14 protein-coding genes and 1 other RNA gene are annotated in these 19,242 nt (G+C 70.6%); 5 read left to right on the forward strand and 10 right to left on the reverse strand.

Annotated elements, in window-relative coordinates; genetic code table 11:
• Window positions 1-10: 10 nt before the first annotated feature.
• Window positions 11-2,929, reverse strand: a complete 2,919-nt coding sequence (locus tag H5398_RS11535) for a bifunctional [glutamine synthetase] adenylyltransferase/[glutamine synthetase]-adenylyl-L-tyrosine phosphorylase (RefSeq protein ID WP_182800109.1) — start codon at window positions 2,927-2,929, stop codon at window positions 11-13.
• Window positions 2,930-2,999: 70 nt separating this feature from the next.
• Here H5398_RS11535 and H5398_RS11540 point away from each other — a divergent pair, with 70 nt between their 5' ends.
• Window positions 3,000-3,425 (forward strand): sterol carrier family protein, encoded by a 426-nt coding sequence (locus tag H5398_RS11540; protein WP_182800110.1) that lies wholly within the window; start codon window positions 3,000-3,002, stop codon window positions 3,423-3,425.
• A gap of 6 nt (window positions 3,426-3,431) precedes the next feature.
• Here the strand turns inward: H5398_RS11540 and H5398_RS11545 are convergent, their stop codons facing one another.
• Window positions 3,432-4,724 (reverse strand): glutamine synthetase family protein, encoded by a 1,293-nt coding sequence (locus H5398_RS11545; protein WP_182782515.1) that lies wholly within the window; start codon window positions 4,722-4,724, stop codon window positions 3,432-3,434.
• Window positions 4,725-4,896: 172 nt separating this feature from the next.
• Between H5398_RS11545 and H5398_RS11550 the strand changes: the two genes are divergently transcribed.
• From H5398_RS11550 to H5398_RS17830, 3 genes are read left to right on the forward strand one after another with little or no spacing between them, the layout of a single operon-like run.
• A complete protein-coding gene (locus H5398_RS11550; RefSeq protein ID WP_182782428.1) occupies window positions 4,897-5,742 on the forward strand; it encodes a DUF2510 domain-containing protein in 846 nt (281 codons plus the stop codon).
• A gap of 26 nt (window positions 5,743-5,768) precedes the next feature.
• Entirely contained in the window at window positions 5,769-6,629 is an 861-nt protein-coding gene (gene map, locus H5398_RS11555; RefSeq protein WP_182800111.1) for a type I methionyl aminopeptidase, read from the forward strand.
• Window positions 6,626-7,429 (forward strand): transglutaminase family protein, encoded by an 804-nt coding sequence (locus tag H5398_RS17830; RefSeq protein WP_220489360.1) that lies wholly within the window; start codon window positions 6,626-6,628, stop codon window positions 7,427-7,429. The genes map and H5398_RS17830 overlap by 4 nt, the downstream gene beginning before the upstream one ends.
• On the opposite strand, the gene H5398_RS11565 is transcribed toward H5398_RS17830, so the two are convergent.
• The 8 genes from H5398_RS11565 to rplM form a co-directional block, all read right to left on the reverse strand.
• The gene (locus H5398_RS11565) at window positions 7,393-8,355 is read right to left on the reverse strand and encodes a transglutaminase family protein (protein ID WP_182800112.1); all 963 of its coding nucleotides are present in this window, start codon (window positions 8,353-8,355) and stop codon (window positions 7,393-7,395) included. The two genes, H5398_RS17830 and H5398_RS11565, sit on opposite strands and share 37 nt — an antisense overlap.
• Entirely contained in the window at window positions 8,352-10,856 is a 2,505-nt protein-coding gene (locus H5398_RS11570; protein ID WP_182800113.1) for a circularly permuted type 2 ATP-grasp protein, read from the reverse strand. Before H5398_RS11570 ends, H5398_RS11565 begins: the two co-directional genes overlap by 4 nt.
• Window positions 10,857-11,796: 940 nt before the next feature.
• An RNA gene (rnpB, locus tag H5398_RS11575) (RNase P RNA component class A) lies at window positions 11,797-12,163 on the reverse strand.
• A gap of 34 nt (window positions 12,164-12,197) precedes the next feature.
• Window positions 12,198-13,631 carry an RNB domain-containing ribonuclease gene (locus H5398_RS11580; RefSeq protein WP_182800114.1) on the reverse strand — a complete coding sequence of 478 codons (1,434 nt, stop codon included), beginning with the start codon at window positions 13,629-13,631 and terminating at the stop codon, window positions 12,198-12,200.
• Window positions 13,631-14,371 carry a zinc ribbon domain-containing protein gene (locus H5398_RS11585; RefSeq protein WP_182800115.1) on the reverse strand — a complete coding sequence of 247 codons (741 nt, stop codon included), beginning with the start codon at window positions 14,369-14,371 and terminating at the stop codon, window positions 13,631-13,633. The genes H5398_RS11580 and H5398_RS11585 overlap by 1 nt, the downstream gene beginning before the upstream one ends.
• A 63-nt stretch (window positions 14,372-14,434) precedes the next feature.
• Window positions 14,435-15,787 (reverse strand): phosphoglucosamine mutase, encoded by a 1,353-nt coding sequence (glmM, locus tag H5398_RS11590; protein WP_182782422.1) that lies wholly within the window; start codon window positions 15,785-15,787, stop codon window positions 14,435-14,437.
• 104 nt (window positions 15,788-15,891) lie between these two features.
• Complete coding sequence (gene rpsI, locus H5398_RS11595) at window positions 15,892-16,419, reverse strand: 30S ribosomal protein S9 (RefSeq protein WP_182800116.1); 528 nt, start codon at window positions 16,417-16,419, stop codon at window positions 15,892-15,894.
• A 20-nt stretch (window positions 16,420-16,439) separates the two neighbouring features.
• Window positions 16,440-16,883 (reverse strand): 50S ribosomal protein L13, encoded by a 444-nt coding sequence (rplM, locus tag H5398_RS11600; protein ID WP_182782420.1) that lies wholly within the window; start codon window positions 16,881-16,883, stop codon window positions 16,440-16,442.
• A gap of 247 nt (window positions 16,884-17,130) precedes the next feature.
• On the opposite strand from rplM, the gene H5398_RS11605 reads away from it, so the two are divergent.
• Complete coding sequence (locus H5398_RS11605) at window positions 17,131-19,212, forward strand: elongation factor G-like protein EF-G2 (protein WP_182800117.1); 2,082 nt, start codon at window positions 17,131-17,133, stop codon at window positions 19,210-19,212.
• Window positions 19,213-19,242 lie beyond the last annotated feature (30 nt).

The raw sequence follows: 19,242 nt of genomic DNA on the forward strand, positions 1-19,242 counted from the left end.
GGTCTCGGGCTCAGCTCTCCCAGAAGACGGCGTCCACCACGTCCGAGGCGCGGCGTAGCAGCCGGCGGGTGTCGTCGACCAGCTGAGAGGCCGCCCTGGGGCCGTAGCCCAGGAGGACCGAGACGGCGGCCAGCTCGCGCACGTCTGCGGGCAGTGCGTCGCTGGCGCGGCCGCGCACAAGCATCACCGCGTCCCGCAGCCGGCTCGCCCTCACCCACGCCTGCTCCAGGCGCTCGGCCTGAGGCTGCTCCAGCAGCTCCAACCGGGCCAGGAGGCGCAGCGCGCCGAGGGTGGAGGTGGTGCGGAGCCCCGGGTGGGCGTACGCGTGCTGCAGCTGGAGCAGCTGAATTGTCCACTCCACGTCCGAGAGGCCACCGGGGCCGAGCTTGAGGTGCCGCTCCCGCGGCACACCCTTGGGGATGCGTTCGGTCTCCATCCGGGACTTCAGCTTGCGGATGTCGGTGACCTGCTCGGGTCGGAGCCCACCGACGGGATACCGGAAGCCGTCCAGCGCGGACAGCACCTGCTCGGCGAGGGCGCGGTCTCCGGCACCTGGCCGGGCGCGCAGCAGCATCTGCGCCTCCCAGGTCGAGGCCCATTTGGCGTAGTAGGCGGCATACGACGACACGGTTCTCACCTGCGGTCCGCCCTTGCCCTCGGGTCTGAGGTCCGTGTCGACGACGAGCCCCGGGTCCGGCCCAGGCTTCCCGATGATGTCGGAGGCCAGGCGGACCAGCTCGGTGGCGCGGGTGAGGTTCTCCCCCTCGACGCCGTCGGGAACCACAAAGATGCAGTCAGCGTCCGAGGAGTAGGACATCTCGCTTCCGCCCCACCGGCCCACCGCGATGACCCCCACCTGCGGGGCTTCGATGCGACGTCGGGCCAGCACGAGCCCCGCGTCGATGGTGGCCGACGCCAGGTCGCTCAGCGCCACCCCCACCGTCGCCAGGTCGGCGTCGCCCAACACATCACTGAGGGCGATCCGGCACAGCTCCGCGCGGCGCAGCGCCCGAACTGAGGCGATGGCCTTGTCGAGGTCCTCCTGCCGGCTGGCGGCCCGCGTCATGGCCTCGGTCAGCTCCTCGATGGCGCGCGGGCGCAGCTCGTCGTTGCCGGCCAGCATGTGGATGTGGTGGGGGGCGCGCTTGAGCAGGTTGACCACGTACCGGCTCGAGGACGCGATGCGCGCCAGCCGGTGCGCCATGAAACCCTCGTCGCGCAGCGTCCGCAGGTACCAGGACGTGGTGCCCAGCGCCTCCGACAGCTGCCTGAACGACAGCAGCCCGAAGTCCGGGTTGGGGCCCTCGGCGAACCACTCAAGCATCGCGGGCATCAGCTGCCGCTGGATCTCGGCGCCGCGGTCGGTCCCCCGGGTGAGCGCCTGGATGTGGCCGAGCGCGGCCCGCGGGTCGGCGAATCCCAGCGCCCGCATGCGCGTCATGGCCGCGTCGGGGGTCAGCTTGAGGCCGTCGGTGGGGAGGTGGCTGACGGCATCGAGCAGCGGGGAGAAGAAGATCCGCTGCTGGAGGCGCCGGACGCGGCGCGTGGACTCGCGCCACTGCCTGGTCAGCTCGTCTGCGGTGAGTCCCAGGGAGCGGGCGACGTGCCGCAGCGCCAGCTCCTCGTCGGGCACCAGGTGCGTGCGCCTGAGCCGCCTCAGCTGGACGCGGTGCTCGAGCACGCGCTGGAAGCGGTAGGCGTCTGCCATCTCAGCGCCGTCGGTGCGGCCGATGTAGCCGCTGCCCACCAGCGCCTTGAGCCCGGTGAAGGTGCCGCGGACGCGGAGCCGCTCGTCGGCCCGGCCGTGGACCAGTTGGAGCAGCTGCACGGAGAACTCGGTGTCGCGGAGGCCGCCGGAGCCCAGCTTGATCTCCTTGTCGGCCTGCTTGGCTGGGATCAGGGAGATCACCCGCTCGCGCATGCTGCGCACCTCGGCGAGGAACTCCGGCCGCTCCCCTGCCTGCCACACCATGGGCCACACCATGTCCACGAAGCCCTGGCCGAGCTCGAGGTCCCCGGCCGCGGGGCGCGCCTTGAGCATGGCCTGGAACTCCCAGTTCTTGGCCCACTTCTCGTAGTAGGTCCGGCAGCTGGCCAGGGTGCGCACCAGCGGACCGGCCTTCCCCTCGGGCCGGAGCGCGGCGTCGACCTGCCAGATGGTGCCCTCGGCGGTGTGCGCCGAGCAGAGCCGCGCCTGCGCGGCCGCCAGCTTGGTGGCCGCGGCCATCGCCTCCTCGACGGTGGCCCCCTCCGCGGGCTCGGCCACATAGAGCACGTCGACGTCGGAGATGTAGTTGAGCTCCTGCGCGCCGGTCTTGCCGAGCGCGATGACCGCCAGGCGCGCGGAGCGCCAGCCGGGGACCTCGGCCCGGGCGTGCGCCAGTGACATCTCCAGCACGGCGTCGGCCACATGGGCGAGCTCGCGGGCCACGTCGTCGGCGACGGCGATCGGGTCCGGGGCGGTGAGGTCGCGGGCCGCGATCTCGATCAGCGCCACCCGGTCCGCGAGGCGCAGGGAGTCCGGGTTGCCCTGGGCGACGCCGTCGACCAGTCCGACGCGTCCGGCGAAGAAGGCGTGCCACCCCTCGCGTCCGCGTGCGCGGGGCTCCTCCCGGAGCGCCTCTGCCTCCTCCGGGTGACGCACCAGGGTCTGGGCCAGCACGGAGGATCCGCCGAGCACGGCCACGATCCGCCGGAGCCAGCCGTCGTCAGCGACCATCCGGGCGAAGAGCTCCGGGGCGGATTCTGAGATGCGCTCCAGGGCGTCGAGGGCGAGGTCGCGGTCCGCGACCGGCTCGAAGACGGCGAGGTCGACGGGCGGGTCGCCTTGCACCCGCTCCCGCCAGCGGTCCCAGACGCGGGCGCTCGCGGTGGCGGAGTCGAACCCGCGTCGGGCGAACTCGCCGATCTGCGACTGGTACCTGGTCACCGGCTCAGACTATCGACGCCGGCCCGGCCCCGCGGGTCCCACGGCGCGCCGCCACTATCCTGGGCCGATCATGTTCAAGCCCACCCCGAAGGTCGTCGCCGCGTTGCGGGCCCACCTGAGCGACGACGCCGCGATCGACGCAGAGCTCGCCCGCCGTCGCCCGGACCTCACCGGGCTCCTCCTGCGCGCCGCGAAGCTCCCGGGGCTCCTGGACCGGGAGCTCACCGCCGCGGTGTGCCGGGCCGGGTGCGCCCTCCTCGGTGAGCGGCATCCGGGGGCGTCCATCGAGGTGCGGGTGCCGCCGTTCGCGGCGGTTCAGATCGGGTTCGACGCCGGGCCGAGGCACACGCGCGGCACCCCGCCCAACGTCGTGGAGATGACGCCGGAGACCTTCGTGGGCCTCGCCGTCGGGCGCCTCGACTGGTCCGGGGCGACGCTCAGCGCCTCCGGCGTGCACGCCGGCGAGGCTGCCCGCGCTTTCCCGCTGGTGCGGTGAAGGCCCTCACATGACGCGGATGTGGCGCTCCAGCTCCCAGGGCGTGACCTGCTTGCGGTAGGCCGAGAACTCCTCGTGCTTGTTGCGCAGGAAGTACTCGAAGACGTGCTCGCCGAGGGTCTCGGCCACCAGCTCGCTCTCCTCCATCAGCCGGAGTGCCTCGTCGAGGTTGTGCGGGAGCTCACGGATGCCGATGGCCTGACGCTCACGGTCCGTGAGGCGCCACACCTCGTCCTCGGTCTCCTCGGGGAGCTCGTACTCCTCCTCGATGCCCTTGAGGCCGGCGTTGAGCAGCACTGCGTAGGCGAGATACGGGTTGACCGCCGCGTCGACGGCGCGGTACTCGATGCGCGCCGACGAGGTCTTGCCGGGGGTGAACTGCGGGATCCGGATGAGGGCCGAGCGGTTGGCCCGCCCCCAGCAGGCGTACGAGGGGGCCTCGCCGCCGCCGACGAGGCGCTTGTAGGAGTTGACCCACTGGTTGGTCACCGCCGTGATCTCCGGGGCGTGCCGCATGAGGCCGGCGATGAACTGCTTGGCGGTCTTGGACAGGTTGTACTCGTCCGAGGCGTCGTAGAAGGCGTTGGTGTCGCCCTCGAACAGCGACATGTGGGTGTGCATGCCCGAGCCGGGGTGTTCGGAGAACGGCTTCGGCATGAACGAGGCGTGGATCCCCTGACTGACGGCCACCTCCCGGATCACCACGCGGAAGGTCATCACGTTGTCCGCCATGGTGAGCGCGTCGGCGTAGCGCAGGTCGATCTCATGCTGCCCGGGGGCGGCCTCGTGGTGGCTGAACTCCACCGAGATGCCCATCTGCTCCAGCATCGTGATGGCGTCGCGGCGGAAATCCGTGCCGTCGCCGAGCGTGGTGTGATCGAAGTAGCCGCCGTCGTCCAGCGGCACCGGCGGCGTCAGCGACCGGAGGAGGAAGAACTCGATCTCGGGATGGATGTAGAACGTGAAGCCCATCTGCCCGGCCTTCTGCAGGGCGCGCTTGAGCACGTAGCGGGGGTCCGCGAAGCTCGGGGAGCCGTCGGGCAGCTTGATGTCGCACAGCATCCGCGCCGTGGAACGGCCGGCCTGGCGCCAGGGCAGCACCTGATACGTCGACGGGTCCGGGTGCGCCACCATGTCGGACTCGAAGACGCGCGCGAAGCCCTCGATGGCCGACCCGTCGAACCCCACGCCTTCGGAGATGGCGCCCTCCACCTCGGCGGGCGCGATGGCGACGGACTTGAGGGAGCCCAACACGTCGGTGAACCAGAGTCTGACGAACCGGATCCCCCGCTCTTCCATAGAGCGCAGGACGAATTCAGTCTGCCTATCCATGGCCCCAGTCTGCCCGCACTTTGTTTCAAGCGCATGACGAACCGCGTCAGAGGTCGTGATTCCGAGCGTGGGTCCCGGCGCTTGCCAGCGCCCTTGGCGCCACTGGGCCCGTCCGGGGCCACCATCTACTATTGGCCCTATGGCAGAGCCCGGCTGGTACGCGGACCCGACTGCGCCCCACGGACGGCGCTACTGGGACGGTCAGCGCTGGATGCAGGCCGGGCCCGTGCGCCAAGGGCCTGGCACGGGTCTGTGGGTGGTGATCGCGCTGCTGGTGGTCGCCGCCGTGGTCGCGGCCATCATCCTCGTGCCCCGAGGCGCCAATCCGTTCGCGGCCACGCCCGAGGACAACAGGTCCGCCCGCCCCTCAGGCACCCAGTGGAACGAGCTCGTCCCCACGGAGACGCCCAGCCCCACCCCCGTCGAGACGGGATTCGGGCAGCCGATCGACTGCCCCATCACCGGCGAATCCCCCCGCAGCGACCTCCGCGACGGCCGCCTCCACGGTGGCGGGCTCTCCATCGAGCCGCCGTCGGGCTCTGACTGGTACCAGTCCGGGGCCTGGATCGAGTGGCTGTACGAGTCCAACGGGATGATCCGCGACATCGCCACCGGCTGGATCAGCAACGTCAACGTCGGCTACATCCGCGTATCGGACGGCTTCTCGCCGGTGATGAGCACGGCCGCGGAGCAGTTCGTCACGTGTATGGCCTCCTCGGGCATGTTCTTCGGCTTCGAGCGCCGCGAGATCCTCATCAACGAGGACTACGTCGTCTCGGACCGGATCGGCTGGCGGCTCACCTCCAACATCTTCGTCGGCAACCAGCGCCATCAGGGCATCGAGGGCGACGTCGTCGACGTCATCCTGGTGCCCACCGGCGACAAGGACCGGTTCGCGGTGTACGTCTCGTGCGCCACCATCGACCATGAGGAGAACCAGCGGGAGGTCGAGCACGCGCTGGCCTCCCTGCGCTTCGACGGCTGATTCACCCGCACGTAGACTGGCGCACTGTGAACCCAGTGACACCCCACACCATCACCCCCTTGCGCGACGTCCCCCGCTCCATCCCGCGCCCCGAGTACGTCGGCAGGCCCGCACCCAAGCGCTATACCGGCTCGGACGTGCAGACCCCCGATGTGATCGAGCGGATGCGGGTGGCCGGCCGGATCGCGTCGGAGGCGATGCACGAGGCGGCCAAGGCCATCGCGCCGGGCGTCACCACGGATCAGCTGGACGCCGTCGCGCACGAGTACATGCTGGATCACGGGGCCTACCCGTCGGCGCTGGGCTACCGCGGCTTCCCCAAGTCCATCTGCACCTCGGTCAACGAAGTGGTCTGCCACGGCATCCCGGACCTGCGCCCGCTGGAGGACGGCGATCTGGTCAAGATCGACGTCACCGCGTTCAAGGACGGCGTCCACGGGGACAACTGCGGCACCTTCTACTGCGGCGACGTCGACGAGGAGTCGCGGCTCCTCTCCGAGCGCACCCTGGAGGCGCTGAACCGCGCCATCAAGGCCGTCAAGCCGGGGCGTCCCCTCTCGGTGATCGGCCGCGTCATCGAGTCCTACGCCAAGCGCTTCGGCTACGGGGTGGTGCGCGACTACACCGGCCACGGCGTCCACACCGCGTTCCACTCCGGGCTGGTGGTGTTCCACTACGACGAGCCCCGGGTCACCACCATCATGCAGCCCGGCATGACCTTCACCATCGAGCCCATGCTCACCCTCGGCACCCACGAGACCGACCAGTGGGACGACGACTGGACCGTCGTCACCACGGACCGGTCGCGGGTGGCTCAGTGGGAGCACAGCCTGGTGGTCACCGCCGACGGCGCCGAGATCCTCACCCTCCCTGGCAACGCGGCGTGAGTATCAGGCGGGTCTCCAGCCACCTGGAGGTGGGGGTCGGCGCCACCGCGGACATGGTTTTCTCGGTCGCGGTGAGCACGCACTACCCGGAGGTCGACGAGACGCTGACCTTCAAGGTCGGCGACGACGAGCTCGAGGTCGAGGAACTGATCGCACCATCGGGCAGCCGCCTGCACCGGCTCCGCGACGCCCCCGTCGGCACCCTCCACGTGGACTACAACGCGGCCGTGCTGGCCCCCGCCCCCGAGTACCCCCTCCAAGGCATCGACGAGATCCTCTACACCCGGCCCTCGCGCTACTGCGACTCGGACCGGCTGGCCAACCTCAGCCACACCCACTTCGCCGGCCTCACCGGATTCGAGCTGATGAGCGCCGTCACGCAGTGGGTCCGCACCAAGGTGATCTACCGCCCCGGATCCAGCCGGGTCGTCGACGGCGCGCTGGAGACCTACCTCAGCCGGGCCGGGGTGTGCCGGGACTCGGCGCACCTCGTGGTCGCCTTCCTGCGCGGGGTCAACATGCCGGCGCGTCTGGTGTCGGTGTATGCCCCGGGCCTGACACCGATGGACTTCCACGCCGTCGTCGAGGCCTACTGGGAAGGGTCCTGGTACCTGCTCGACGCCACCGGGCTGGCGCCGCGCACCCCCATGGTGCGGATCTGCACCGGGCGCGACGCCGCCGACACCGCCTTCATGACCACGCTCGGCGGGCGCACCACCCTCAACCGGTTGTCGGTCACCGCGACCGTCGACGGCGAGCTGCCCTACGACGACAACTTCAGCTTCAGGACGCTCACCTGAGGCGCCTCGTCGCCCTCCATCGGGAGGACGTCGACACCGACGCTGAGCCGTGAGGTCGCGGCCTCGGTGACGATGACCCCCCGCAGCGGGCTCACGTCCGCGAAGTCGCGGCCCCAGGCCGTCACGATGTAGCGCGAGTCCGCGAACTGCCCGTTGGTGGGGTCGATGTCGATCCACGTCCCGGTGGGCGCCAGCACCGAGATCCAGGCGTGCGACGCGTCGGCGCCCTCCAACTTGGTCTGCCCGGGCCCCGCGACCGTCTCGATGTATCCGGAGACGTAGCGGGCCGGCACGCCGAGTGAGCGCAGGATCGCGATGCCGAGGTGGGCGAAGTCCTGGCAGACGCCGGCGCGCAGCTCGAGGAGCTCGTCGACGGTGGTGCGCACGGACGTGACGCCCGGCCGGTACGCGAAGTCCCGACGGATGCCCCTGGTGAGCTCCACCAGCGCCTCACCGAAGCCCAGCCCGGGCGCCAGGATGGTCTCGGCGTAATCGGCGAGGTCCTCCCCGGAGGCCACCGTCACATGCCGGGACGGCAGCGAGAACATGGCGCGGTCCAGCCGGAACGCGGCGTTGCCGGCGGTGGCGCGCCGGGCCGACGCCAGCGTCCACTGGTTGAGGGAGTCCACGTCCACCTCGGGCCAGGCCACGTCGACGATGGCCTCCTTGATCACCACGAGGTGGGTGTGAGGGTAGTGGATCTCCAGGTAGTGGCTGGTGTTGCCGAAACGGTCCAGATGCTCGGTGTGCAGCAGGGGATGCGGCAGCACCTGGGTGCCGTGGGCGCGGAGCCGCTGGGTGGCGGTGTCGCGGGGGGTGAGGAATCCCCGCTCGTAGCACAGCGTCACGGGCTCCGGATACTCGTAGCTGGTGCGATGCTTGACGAAGTAGCGGCGGGGCGTCAGGTTCTCGGGAAGCTGCCTCACGCGTCCTCCCCCAGGAGTGCCCCGGCGCTCCACTCGCTGAGCGTGGCCCGGCGCGGCGCGGACCGGGTCAGGTGCCTGCGGCTGAGCTCATCGGAGATCGCGCGAAGCTCGGACAGCTCGGCGGCCGCGAACCCGGTCACCAGCGCCCTCGGGCCGGTGAAGAGCCGCACCAGGTCCGCGTTGGCGAACGCCGCCACCAGCTCCGAGGCCCGCGCCGCCACCTCGTCGTCGCCGATGAGCTTGAGGTCCTCGACGAGCCGGTCCAGCTGGTAGGCCACGGATCGGGGGTTGGACCTGTCGCACAGCAGCAGTTGGGTGGCCGCCAGGGCCGGGCGACGGGGCCCCTCACCGGAGGCGGAGCGGCGGCGCTGCGTGATGAGCGACTCCCCCATCTCGAGGATCGCGTCTGCGAGCGGGTTCTCCACCACGGCCGCACGGTCGTCTCCGAGGGTGTGCAGCACCACAGCGAGCGTGCGCTGCGAGCGCTCGATCCGCACCCCGGCGTCGATGAACGCCCACGTCACGTCACGGGTCAGGCTCTCATTGTTCAGGCCCGCCACGGCCAGGGTGCCCGCGACGAGGTCGTCCAGGATGCCCGCCAGGTCGCGGCGCCTGCCCGCGTCGACGAGCAGCCGGTTGAGCTGGCTGAGGATGTGCCAGAGGTCGCTGGACATGATGTCGGGCACCTGGTTGGCGGCCTCCGTGAGGCGCCTGATCGCGTGCGCCACGGAGCCGGTGGAACTCCCGTCGACGACGGCGGGGCGCAGCCGCTTCAGAGCGGCGCCGACGTCGCCCGCGGACAGGTCCAGGCCGGTGATCCGCTCCCCGGCGACGAGGACGGCGCCGAGCACCTGGCCGCCGCGTGAGACCGGGCTCCGGCCATGGTCGTGGGCGAGGTCCACGGCCAGACGCAGCAGCCGCACCGTGCCGTCGGCGCGTTCCGCGTAGCGACCGAACCAGAACAGGTTGTCCGCGATGCGGGGCGCGAGCGTGGCCACACGCTGGATGGCGATCGGTCCCCCCTCGAAGGTGGGCGTCCACGTCTCCTGGACATCGTCCGGGTCCAGCACCCAGACGTCCTTGGTCAGGGCGCCGTTCATCGTGGTGATCCGGAACCGTTCGTCTGGCGCGACCCGCGCCAGGCCACCGGCCAGGATCTCGTGCGAGTGGTCCACCTGGGCGGCGAAGCAGCGCAGCACCACGCGACGCGGCTCCACGCCGTCGGCGGTGACCACCGGGGTGGTGGAGAGTTCGACGTTGTCCTGCCCGCACCACGCCCACGGCTCCGCCTCGATGCGGGCCACCAGCTCCGCCTTCTCGGCAGCGGTGAGCTCCCACCCGGCCAGCGTCGAGCCTCCGAAACCTCGATTGATGGGCTTGAGAAGCAGACTGTCCAGGTGCGTCAGGACGTGGCTGCGTTGCGCGTCGTCGCCGCACCACCACGTCTGGGCCGACGGCAGGAGGAGCTCCTCCCCGAGGAGCTGGACGGCCAACCCCGGGAGCAGGCCGAGGAGGGCCGGGTTCTCCAACACCCCGCTGCCCAGTGGGTTGAGGGAGGCGACGTTGCCGAGGCGCGCGGATTCGACGAGGCCGGCCACGCCGAGCTGGGAGTCGCTGCGGAACTCGAGCGGGTCACACAGATCCGAGTCCACGCGGCGGAGGATGACGTCGACCAGCGCCCGACCCTCAGGGGAGTTGACCCACACCTGCCCGTCGCGGAGCACCAGGTCCTCGGCCTCCACGAGCGCATAGCCCAGCAGCGTGGCGAGGAAGCCCTGCTCGTAGGCGGTCTCCGCACCGGCCCCGGACCAGAGGAGGACCCCCTTGGGGGTGTGTCCGGTGCGGGGGGCGAGCTGCTGCAGCCCGGCCCGCATCGCCGAGAAGTAGCTGCGCAGCCGCGCCGGGCGGGCGTCGTGGTGCAGGTCTGCCATCACGCGGGAGGTGAGCCTGCGGTTCGCCATCGCGTAGCCCATGCCCGACGGGGCATCGGTGCGGTCGGCCAGCACCGTCCACGCTCCCCCGGCTTCGCGGCCCAGGTCCGCGGCGGCCAGCGGCAGCCAGGCATGGCTCGGCGCCTCGATGCCGCTCGCGCGGTGCAGGAACCCGTGGTGGCCCCACACGATCTCCGCGGGCAGCGCGCCCGAGGAAAGGAGCCGCTGCTCGCCGTACAGGTCCCGCAACACCAGGCCGAGCAGGCGGGCCCGCTGCTTGAGGCCGGCCTCCAGCGCGTCCCATTCGTCGGCCCCGATGACGAGGGGAAGCGGGTCGATCATCCAGGCGAGGCGCAGTTCGCCGCCGTAGTGGATTCCCTCGTCCTGGACCAGGCGGTCCAACTCCTCACGGGCCGACTGCAGCCCCCGCAGGCCGAGCGTTCCGATGGCGCCCTCGAGGAACGACTTCCCGGGCGTGGCTTCAGCCCCGGAGGTCAGCTCGTCCCACCCTGTGGTCAGCCGCTCACGGTAGGCCGCCAGATGGCTGGTCGGGGCTGCCGGGGCTGTCACACCCGCCACCTTAGTGGTGCTCCCGGCGGGGGGCGCTGCCGTCGGCGGCGGTGGACGACGAGCGGCCCGCTCCCTACGGCGGCCCGCGGCGCGGCGTGGGCCGTCCATCGCTCCCTGAGGAGGGCCGCCCCTTCCCCGCTCCCTGAGGAGGGCCGCCCGCGGAGCGGCGTGGCCTGTCTCGAAGGGTTGTGACTACCACCTCTGCGCGGATCTTGTGGTCGGGTGCGGGGAGCCGTGCGTCGATGCCCGGGCGGCCGTTGTCCATGGTCTCGTTGTTCAGGCCGCCTGGGTCGGTGGTCGGGTTGTTGAGGCCGCCCGGGCGTCGTCTCCCGTCTCCCCGCACTCGTTCTCCTGTGGCGTTGCCTGGTTCGGGTGCGTCCCGGCAGGGCGGCGTTGCGGTTGGGTCTCCTTGAGCGGGATGCCGGTTGGGCGATCCTCGGGTTGGGCACCGCTGCGCAGTGCCGCCCTGCCGTCCCCCACCCTCGCTCTCAGCGGGACCCTCTGTGATCGAACCTGCCCGACCCCGCTGGGTGAGCCGGGCGCGCGCGAAGCGCCGCACCCGCGTCGAAGCCCCTGTCACCCGGTCCGGTGTCTCGACCGACGCTCCGCCGCGGAAGCGGGACGCCAGTGCCTCCCCTCACGCTCAGCCGAGGGCAGGGTGACCGGCGCTACAGGCACGTTTCCACGGAGGGGAGCGACCCACCATCGGCGGATCTGGGAGCTGCGGCCCTGCGCCCTCCTCGGCGAACTCGCGGCTGTCTCGGACCTCAGGAAAGTGGGGGCGCGGAATCGTGCCCGTAGTGGCACCCTCTGGTCAGCCCCTTGAGCGTGGAGCCCCGCACTGGCGCCCCGCCTCCGCGGACCTGGGACCCACCTGTCGGGGACCGGTCAGCCCAACAAGCAGAAACACCCCCCACAAGCCTGTGAGGGGTGTTCATAGTGGACGAGCCGGCCGGTAAGCCGGATTCTGTTTCCCAGATGATCATCTATCTGAGGCCCGACGTTGCCGCCGGGCTCCTGCAACCTACCCGGACGCCTCGCGCGAGCAGCGCTCAAGTGGCGTCCGCGGCCGGCCAAAGGCCGACCTTCTTGGTCTTGCTCCGGGTGGGGTTTACCTAGCCGCACCGGTCACCCGGCACGCTGGTGGTCTCTTACACCACCGTTTCACCCTTACCTGTTGCCAGGCGGTCTGTTTTCTGTGGCACTGTCCCGCGGGTCACCCCGGGTGGGCGTTACCCACCACCCTGCTCTGAGGAGTCCGGACTTTCCTCAGCCACCGAAGTGGCCGCGATCATCTGGCCGACTCGTCCGCAGACCATCGTACCCGCTGGATGGATGCGGTCAGTTCGGCCGCGACAGTGTCACCTTGCCCGACCGCACATCCACCTTGTCGACGCGGACGCGGATCTCCGAGCCCACCTCCTTCTGCGACGCCTTGACGCGCAGCTCGACGGCGGGGTCAGGCACCTGCAGGGTGCCGACTCCGGTCTTGGGGTGCACGTCAGTGACCACGCCGGTCAGCACGCGGCCCAGGGCGCCGCGCAGGACGAGCGCCTCGGCCAGGTCGAGCACCCCGTTCTCGTAGGCCCGGGCTGCCCGCCCGGAGTCGGCCATCTCGGCCGGCAGCGCATCGAGGCCGTCACGGGCCCACTGCGGAACCTCCACACCGTTGAGCAGCGCGTGGCACACCTCAAGGACGTAGCGGTCGACGAGGCGGCGCAGCGGGGCCGTGGTGTGCGCGTAGGGCGCGGCGAGGGCGGAGTGCTCCAGGTGTGCGTCGGGGACCGCGCCGTCGAAGGCCAGGTAGCCGGCGCCGCGGAACAGCATGGTGCATTTGGTGAGCACGGCCAGCTCACGTGGATTGTCCGGGGACAGCGAGCGCACGAACTCGGGGTAGCCCATGGACTTCGGCCAGGCGACGCCCAGCGTGGCGGCCGCTCGGCGGAGCTTCTCCAGCGACCACTGTTCGGCGGGCGGCAGCGTGCGCAGGATGCCCACCCCGCCGTCGAGCATGGTGCGGGCGGCAGCGAAGCCGGTGAGCAGGGAGATCTGCGCGTTGTGGTCCTCGACCGGCACCAGGCTCCGGAACTCCAGCTGCCAGGTCCCGTCGTGCTCGAGGATCTCCTGCTCCGGCAGATTGAGCGAGACGCCTCCCCGCTGGATCTCCAGCTGGCGACGCAACTCCCCCACCTCCGGCAGGAGCGCGATGCTGGGATGCGGCTCGTCGCGGTCGAGGTCGCGCTGGACGCCGTCGTAGTTGAGCTTCGCGCAGCTCAGCACCAGGGCCCTGGTCAGGGAGACCCCGCGGAGCTCCCCTGCGGAGTCGAGCCGGTGCTCCCACAGCATCGCGGGGCGTGGCACGCCGTCGGCCAGGAGGGAGGCCGCACCCTCCGCCAACACGGAGGGGTGGAGCGGGACGCGCGCGCTGGGGGCGTAGAACGTCTGGCCCCGGCGATGGGTCTCCTCCTCCAGGGCGGTGCCGGGCCGCACGAAGTGGGCCACGTCGGAGATGGCGTAGCGCACCAGGTAACCGTCGCCGTCGCGCTCGATCTGCAGCGCCTGGTCCAGGTCCGTGGAGGACTCCGGGTCGATGGTGACGAACTCGATGTCGGTGCGGTCCACATGCCCACTGGGCGGCAGCTGCGCCGCCAGCTCGGCCTCGGCCAGCACCTCCGCCGGGAAGGACGTGGGCAGCTCGAGCCGTCGCTGGAGATCCAGGAGGCCGTGGTGGACCTCAGCCGGGATATTGCGGATGTCCAGATGCGTCGACGGCATCAGAGGCCGGACTCCGCCGTGCGCACCAGGATGCGGTCACACTCGACGCAGCGCACCACCTGCTCCGCGGGCGCCCGACGGTAGAGATCCAGGTCCGAGACGGTCAGCTGCAGCTGGCAGCCGCCACAGCGCCCGGCCTTCAGGAGTGCCGCCCCCAGCCCGGACGAGGCCCGCATCTTCTCGTAGAGCGCCAGAACGGCGACCGGGATGCGCGCGGCGATGGGCGCGCGGGCCACGCTCAGGTCCTTCGCCTCCTGGCTCAGCTTGGCAACCGCCTCGTCGCGCACGGCCACCTCTTCGTGCAGCCGGGCCTCGATCTCGATCTTGCGGGCCGCGATCTTCTCCCGCTGTGCGACGGCCTCCTCCAGCCGGCCCATCACCTCCAGCTCCGAGTCCTCCAGATCCGAGATGCGGCGCTGGAGGTGGGCGACCTCGTCCTGGAGCGAGCGCAGGATCTTGCCGTCGGAAACCGAACCGTCGACGATGCGCTTCTCGTCTCGCGCCAGCCTGGCCCGCACCGGCTCGAGGTCCGCCTCCGCCTTGCTGACGGCCACCTGCAGATCGTCGGCCTCGGTGGTGGAGAAGATCAGCTCGTCGGTGACGCGCTGGCGGGCGGCGATGAGGTCCGCGATGGCCTTGTGCTGAGGAAGGGACCGGGCCGCGTGCTGAATCCTGGCCACCTCCGAATCGAGGTCGGCCAACGTGAGCAGCGAGCGTTGGGCGGCGGGGTCAGCGAGCATCGGGGCGTCCTTTATCCAGTTTGGGGTGCGCCCCAGACTACCCGCCGGGCCTGGCCCGGAGACTCAGAGCGCTAGACGCGACTTGACCTTCTCAGCGAGGGTGTCGGCGATCCGGCGCGCCGCCTCGTCCGTGGGCGCCTCCACCATCACGCGCACCACCGGCTCCGTGCCGGAGGGGCGAAGCAGCACCCGTCCCGCGTCGCCCAGCTCCCGGGACGCGGCCGCCACCGCCTGCTGAACCCCTGTGTCGATGCCGGCGCGCAGCTTGTCCACACCGCGGACGTTGATGATCACCTGAGGGAGCACCGTCATGACGGAGGCGAGCTCCTTCAGGGACCTGCCGGTGGAGATCATGCGGGCCGCCAGGTGCAGGCCTGTGAGGGTGCCGTCTCCGGTGTTGGCGAACTCGTTGATGATGACGTGGCCGGACTGCTCGCCGCCGAGGGCGAAACCGTTGGCGTTCATGGACTCCAGAACGTAGCGGTCCCCCACCTTCGTCTGATCCACGCGGATGCCGTGCTCCCGCATCGCGTTGATCAGCCCCAGGTTGCTCATCACGGTTGCGACGACGGTGTCGGAGTGCAGACGGTGCTCCTCCTTCATGGCGATGGCGAGGATGGCCAGGATGTGGTCGCCGTCCACCACGTTGCCGGCATGGTCGACGGCGAGGCAGCGGTCCGCGTCCCCGTCGAGGGCGATGCCCAGATCCGCGCCCTCGGCCTTGACGCGCGCGATCAGGTCGCCGAGGTGGGTGGAGCCACAGTCGCGGTTGATGTTGAGCCCGTCAGGATCGGCGTGGATGGCGATCACCCGCGCACCCTGGGCCGCGAACGCCTCCGGGGCGGTGGCCGAGGCGGCGCCGTTGGCGCAGTCGATCACCACGGTGAGGCCCTCCAGGGAGGCGTCCTCGCCCAACGAACCCACCAGGTGAGCGACGTAGGCCTCGACGGCGCCCAGATCGCTGCGGATGCGGCCGACGGCGTCCCCGATGGGACGCTCCCAGCCTTCACCCATCCGGGTCTCGATGGCGTCCTCCAGGTAGTCGTCGAGCTTGACGCCGCCCTTGGAGAAGAACTTGATGCCGTTGTCCGGCATGGGATTGTGCGAGGCGGAGATCATCACGCCCAGATCAGCGTGCAGGCTGTTGACCAGGAAGGCGACGCCCGGCGTGGGCAGCACCCCGAGCCGCAGCACATCCACACCCGCCGAGGCCAACCCGGCGATGACTGCCGCCTCGAGGAACTCGCCGCTGGCTCGCGGGTCTCGGCCGACGAGGGCCACGGGCCGATGCCCGGCGAAGGCGCCGGCCTCCCCCAGGATGTGCGCCGCCGCGACCGAAAGGTCGAGCGCCAGCTCGGCGGTCAGTTCGCTGTTCGCGACGCCACGGACGCCGTCGGTACCAAAGAGTCGTGCCACGCAGGCGAGACTACCGCCGCCTGACGCAGCCGGGCGAATTCCTCGTCGAATGCGACGAACGCCCACCCCCTGCGCGGGGATGGGCGTTCGAGGAGCGGCTGGAATCAGCGCTTGCTGTACTGCGGGGCCTTGCGGGCCTTCTTGAGACCGGCCTTCTTGCGCTCGATGATGCGGGAGTCACGCGTCAGCATCCCGGCCTTCTTGAGGGCGGGACGCGAAGCCTCGGTGTCCACCGCGTTCAGCGCGCGGGCGATGCCCAGGCGGAGGGCGCCGGCCTGGCCGGTGATGCCGCCGCCGTGGATGCGGGCGATCACGTCGTAGGAGCCGGACACGCCGGCCACCACGAACGGGTCGCTGACGAGCTGCTGGTGCACCTTGTTGGGGAAGTAGTCCTCAAGGGTGCGGCCGTTGATGGTCCAGGAGCCGGAGCCGGGAACGATGCGGACGCGGGCGACCGCCTCCTTGCGGCGGCCGGTGGCGCCCATGGGGGCGACGACGGCGGGACGCACGTCGGAGCCGGCGGCGGCAGCCGGGTTGGCGTCCGAGCGGTAGGCGATCTCGCGGTTCTGATCGTCGACGAACGGGGTGATCTCGTCCGCGACGGTCTCTTCGATGTCAGCAGTCTGGGTCATGGGATGCGTCTCGCTCTCGCTCACTGGGCGATCTGGGTGATCTGGTAGGCCTGCGGCTGTTGCGCGGCGTGCGGGTGCTCCGGGCCGGCATAGACCTTGAGCTTCCCGATCAGCTGACGGCTCAGCTTGTTCTTGGGCAGCATGCCCCACACAGCGAGCTCAACCGCCTTACGGGGATCCTTGTTCAGCATCTCGCCGATGGAGACGGCCTTGAGGCCGCCCGGTCGGCCGGAGTGCGAGTAGCGCATCGAATCCGTGCGCTTGTTGCCGGAGACGGCGATCTTCGAGGCGTTGACGACGACGACGAAATCTCCGCCGTCGACGTGCGGGGCGAAGGTGGCCTTGTGCTTGCCGCGCAACAGGGTGGCAGCGGCCACGGCGAGACGCCCGAGGATGACGTCCTCGGCATCAATCACATGCCAGTTCCGGGCGATTTCGCCCGGCTTTGGGGTGTACGTAGACACGAGACCAACTTCCATTCGTTTCCAAACAAACTGCGGATCGCACTGGCGGCGTCGACTCGCGGAGCCGCAGCCGACCCCAGAAAGTCGCACAGGCCTCTCGGCGCGCAACAGCTGCCAAGCTTACGTGGCCGGAGGGCGGCGGGGCAAATCGGTGCGCCACCTCGACGGTGCCCGCCCGGGAGGCGCTCCCCCACCGATTTGCGGGGGTTGCCTCATTGCGCCCTCACGAGGGGTCTAACGTTAGGCCATGGCCTCAAAGACGAGTCCCCAGATCGCCGTCTCGACCCCCATCGACGTCCGCAACGTCGTCCTCGTGGGAGCCAGCGGCTCGGGCAAGACAACACTGTTCGAACATCTTCTGCGCGCCCGCATCGAGGGCTACCGCGGCGAGAAAGACACCCCCGAGAGGGGGGCATCGCTGACGCTGGCCTCGATCCCGTCCAACAATGTGCAGATCAACCTCCTCGACGCCCCCGGGCATGCGGAGTATGTCGGCGAGCTGCGGGCGGGCCTTCGGGCTGCCGACGCGGCGATCTTCGTCGTCGCCGCCGGCGAGGACATCGACGCCGGCACCGTCGCGCTGTGGCACGAATGCCAGGACGTCCAGATGCCCCGCATCCTCGCCATCACCAAGCTGGACCAGGGGCGCGCGGACTTCGAGCTGATGGTCTCGGTCGTGCAGGACACGTTCGGCGACAACATCATCCCTGCCCTCATCCCGCTCGAGGTCGACGGGGAGAACGTGGGCAACCTCTCTCTGCTGAACAAGCGCGCGCACGACTACTCGTCGGGAGTCCGGGTGTCGCGGGATGCCACGGAGGAGGAGTTGGCGCTCATCGACGAGCGCCGCGCCCCCTTGCTGGAGGCCATCATCACCGAGGTGCAGGACGAGGACCTCATGGAGCGCTACCTCGAGGGCGAGGAGCTGGCCGCCGAAGAGGTGCACACCGCGCTGCTGGCGGCGGTGGAGTCGGGACGGTTCTTCCCGGTGCTGCCTGCCCACACCACCTCGGACAAGGGCACCGAGGAGCTGATGCGCTGGATCGAACGCGGCTTCCCGGCCCCGGCGTCGCACCACATCCCACCGATCACCACACCCAACGGCGCCACGCTGCCGCCTGCGTCGTGCGAGCCTGACGGCCCGCTCGTCGCGCAGGTCATCCGCACCACGTCGGACAACTTCGCCGGCCGCACCAGCCTGGTGCGGATCTTCAGCGGGTCGCTGAGGGTAGACGACGTCGTCCACGTCTCGGGGCACCGCGAGCTCTTCGGCGCGGAGGCCGACCCGATGCATCCGGACCACGACGACGACGAGCGGATCGGCCCGATGAGCGTCACCCTCGGCGGCGAGATCGTCGCCAAGCCGGTGGCTGTCGCGGGCGAGATTGTCGCGGTGACCCGGCTCTCGAAGGCCGAGACCGGGGACACGCTGTCGGATCCCGCCCGCCCCGCGCTGCTTCCGCCCTGGTCTCTACCCTCGCCTCAGCTGCCTGTCGCCATCCACGCGGCCAGCCGCGGCGATGAGGACAAGCTCGCATCCGCCCTCCACCGTCTCGCGCTGGAGGACCCCACGGTGCATCTGGAGCGCAACGCGGGCACCGAGCAGCAGCTGCTGTGGGTGATGGGCCAGGCCCACAAGGAGCTGCTCTTGGCGCGGCTCAGGGACCGCTACCAGGTGGGCTTCAAGGAGGAGCCGGTGCGGGTGGCGTTGCGGGAGACGTTCGTGGCGCCGTCGAAGGGCAAGGGCCGCCACGTCAAGCAGTCCGGCGGGCATGGTCAGTTCGCGGTCTGCGACGTCGAGGTGGAACCCCTCCCCCGTGGCGGCGGTTTCGAGTTCGTGGACAAGGTGGTGGGCGGTTCGGTGCCGCGTGCCTACATCGGCTCCGTCCAGAAGGGCCTCGAGCAGCAGCTTGCGCACGGCACCACCTTCGGGATGCCGATGGTGGACGTGCGGGTGACCCTCTACGACGGCAAGTCCCACTCGGTGGACTCCTCGGACATGGCGTTCCAGGTGGCCGGCCAACTCGCGCTCCGGGACGCCGCCGGCCCCGGGAAGGTGGGCCTGCTGGAGCCCATCGACCGGGTGCGCGTCACCACCGGCGACTCGTTCATGGGCTCGGTGCTCACGGACCTCGCCGGCCGCAGGGCGCAGGTGCAGGGCAGCGACCTCGACGGCCAGGGCCACGCCACCATCGAGGCACTGGTTCCGCAGAGCGAGCTCGTGACCTACCCGATCGACCTGCGCGGCGTCGCGCAGGGCACCGGCAGCTTCACCCGCGAGTTCCACGGCTACGAGTTGATGCCCGAGGAGCTCTGGCCGAAGCAGTAGTTCCAGGCAGAGTCGCGGCCGCGTGTTCCC

The sequence above is a fragment of the Tessaracoccus sp. MC1679 genome, from assembly GCF_014164775.1.
Taxonomy (GTDB): domain Bacteria; phylum Actinomycetota; class Actinomycetes; order Propionibacteriales; family Propionibacteriaceae; genus Arachnia.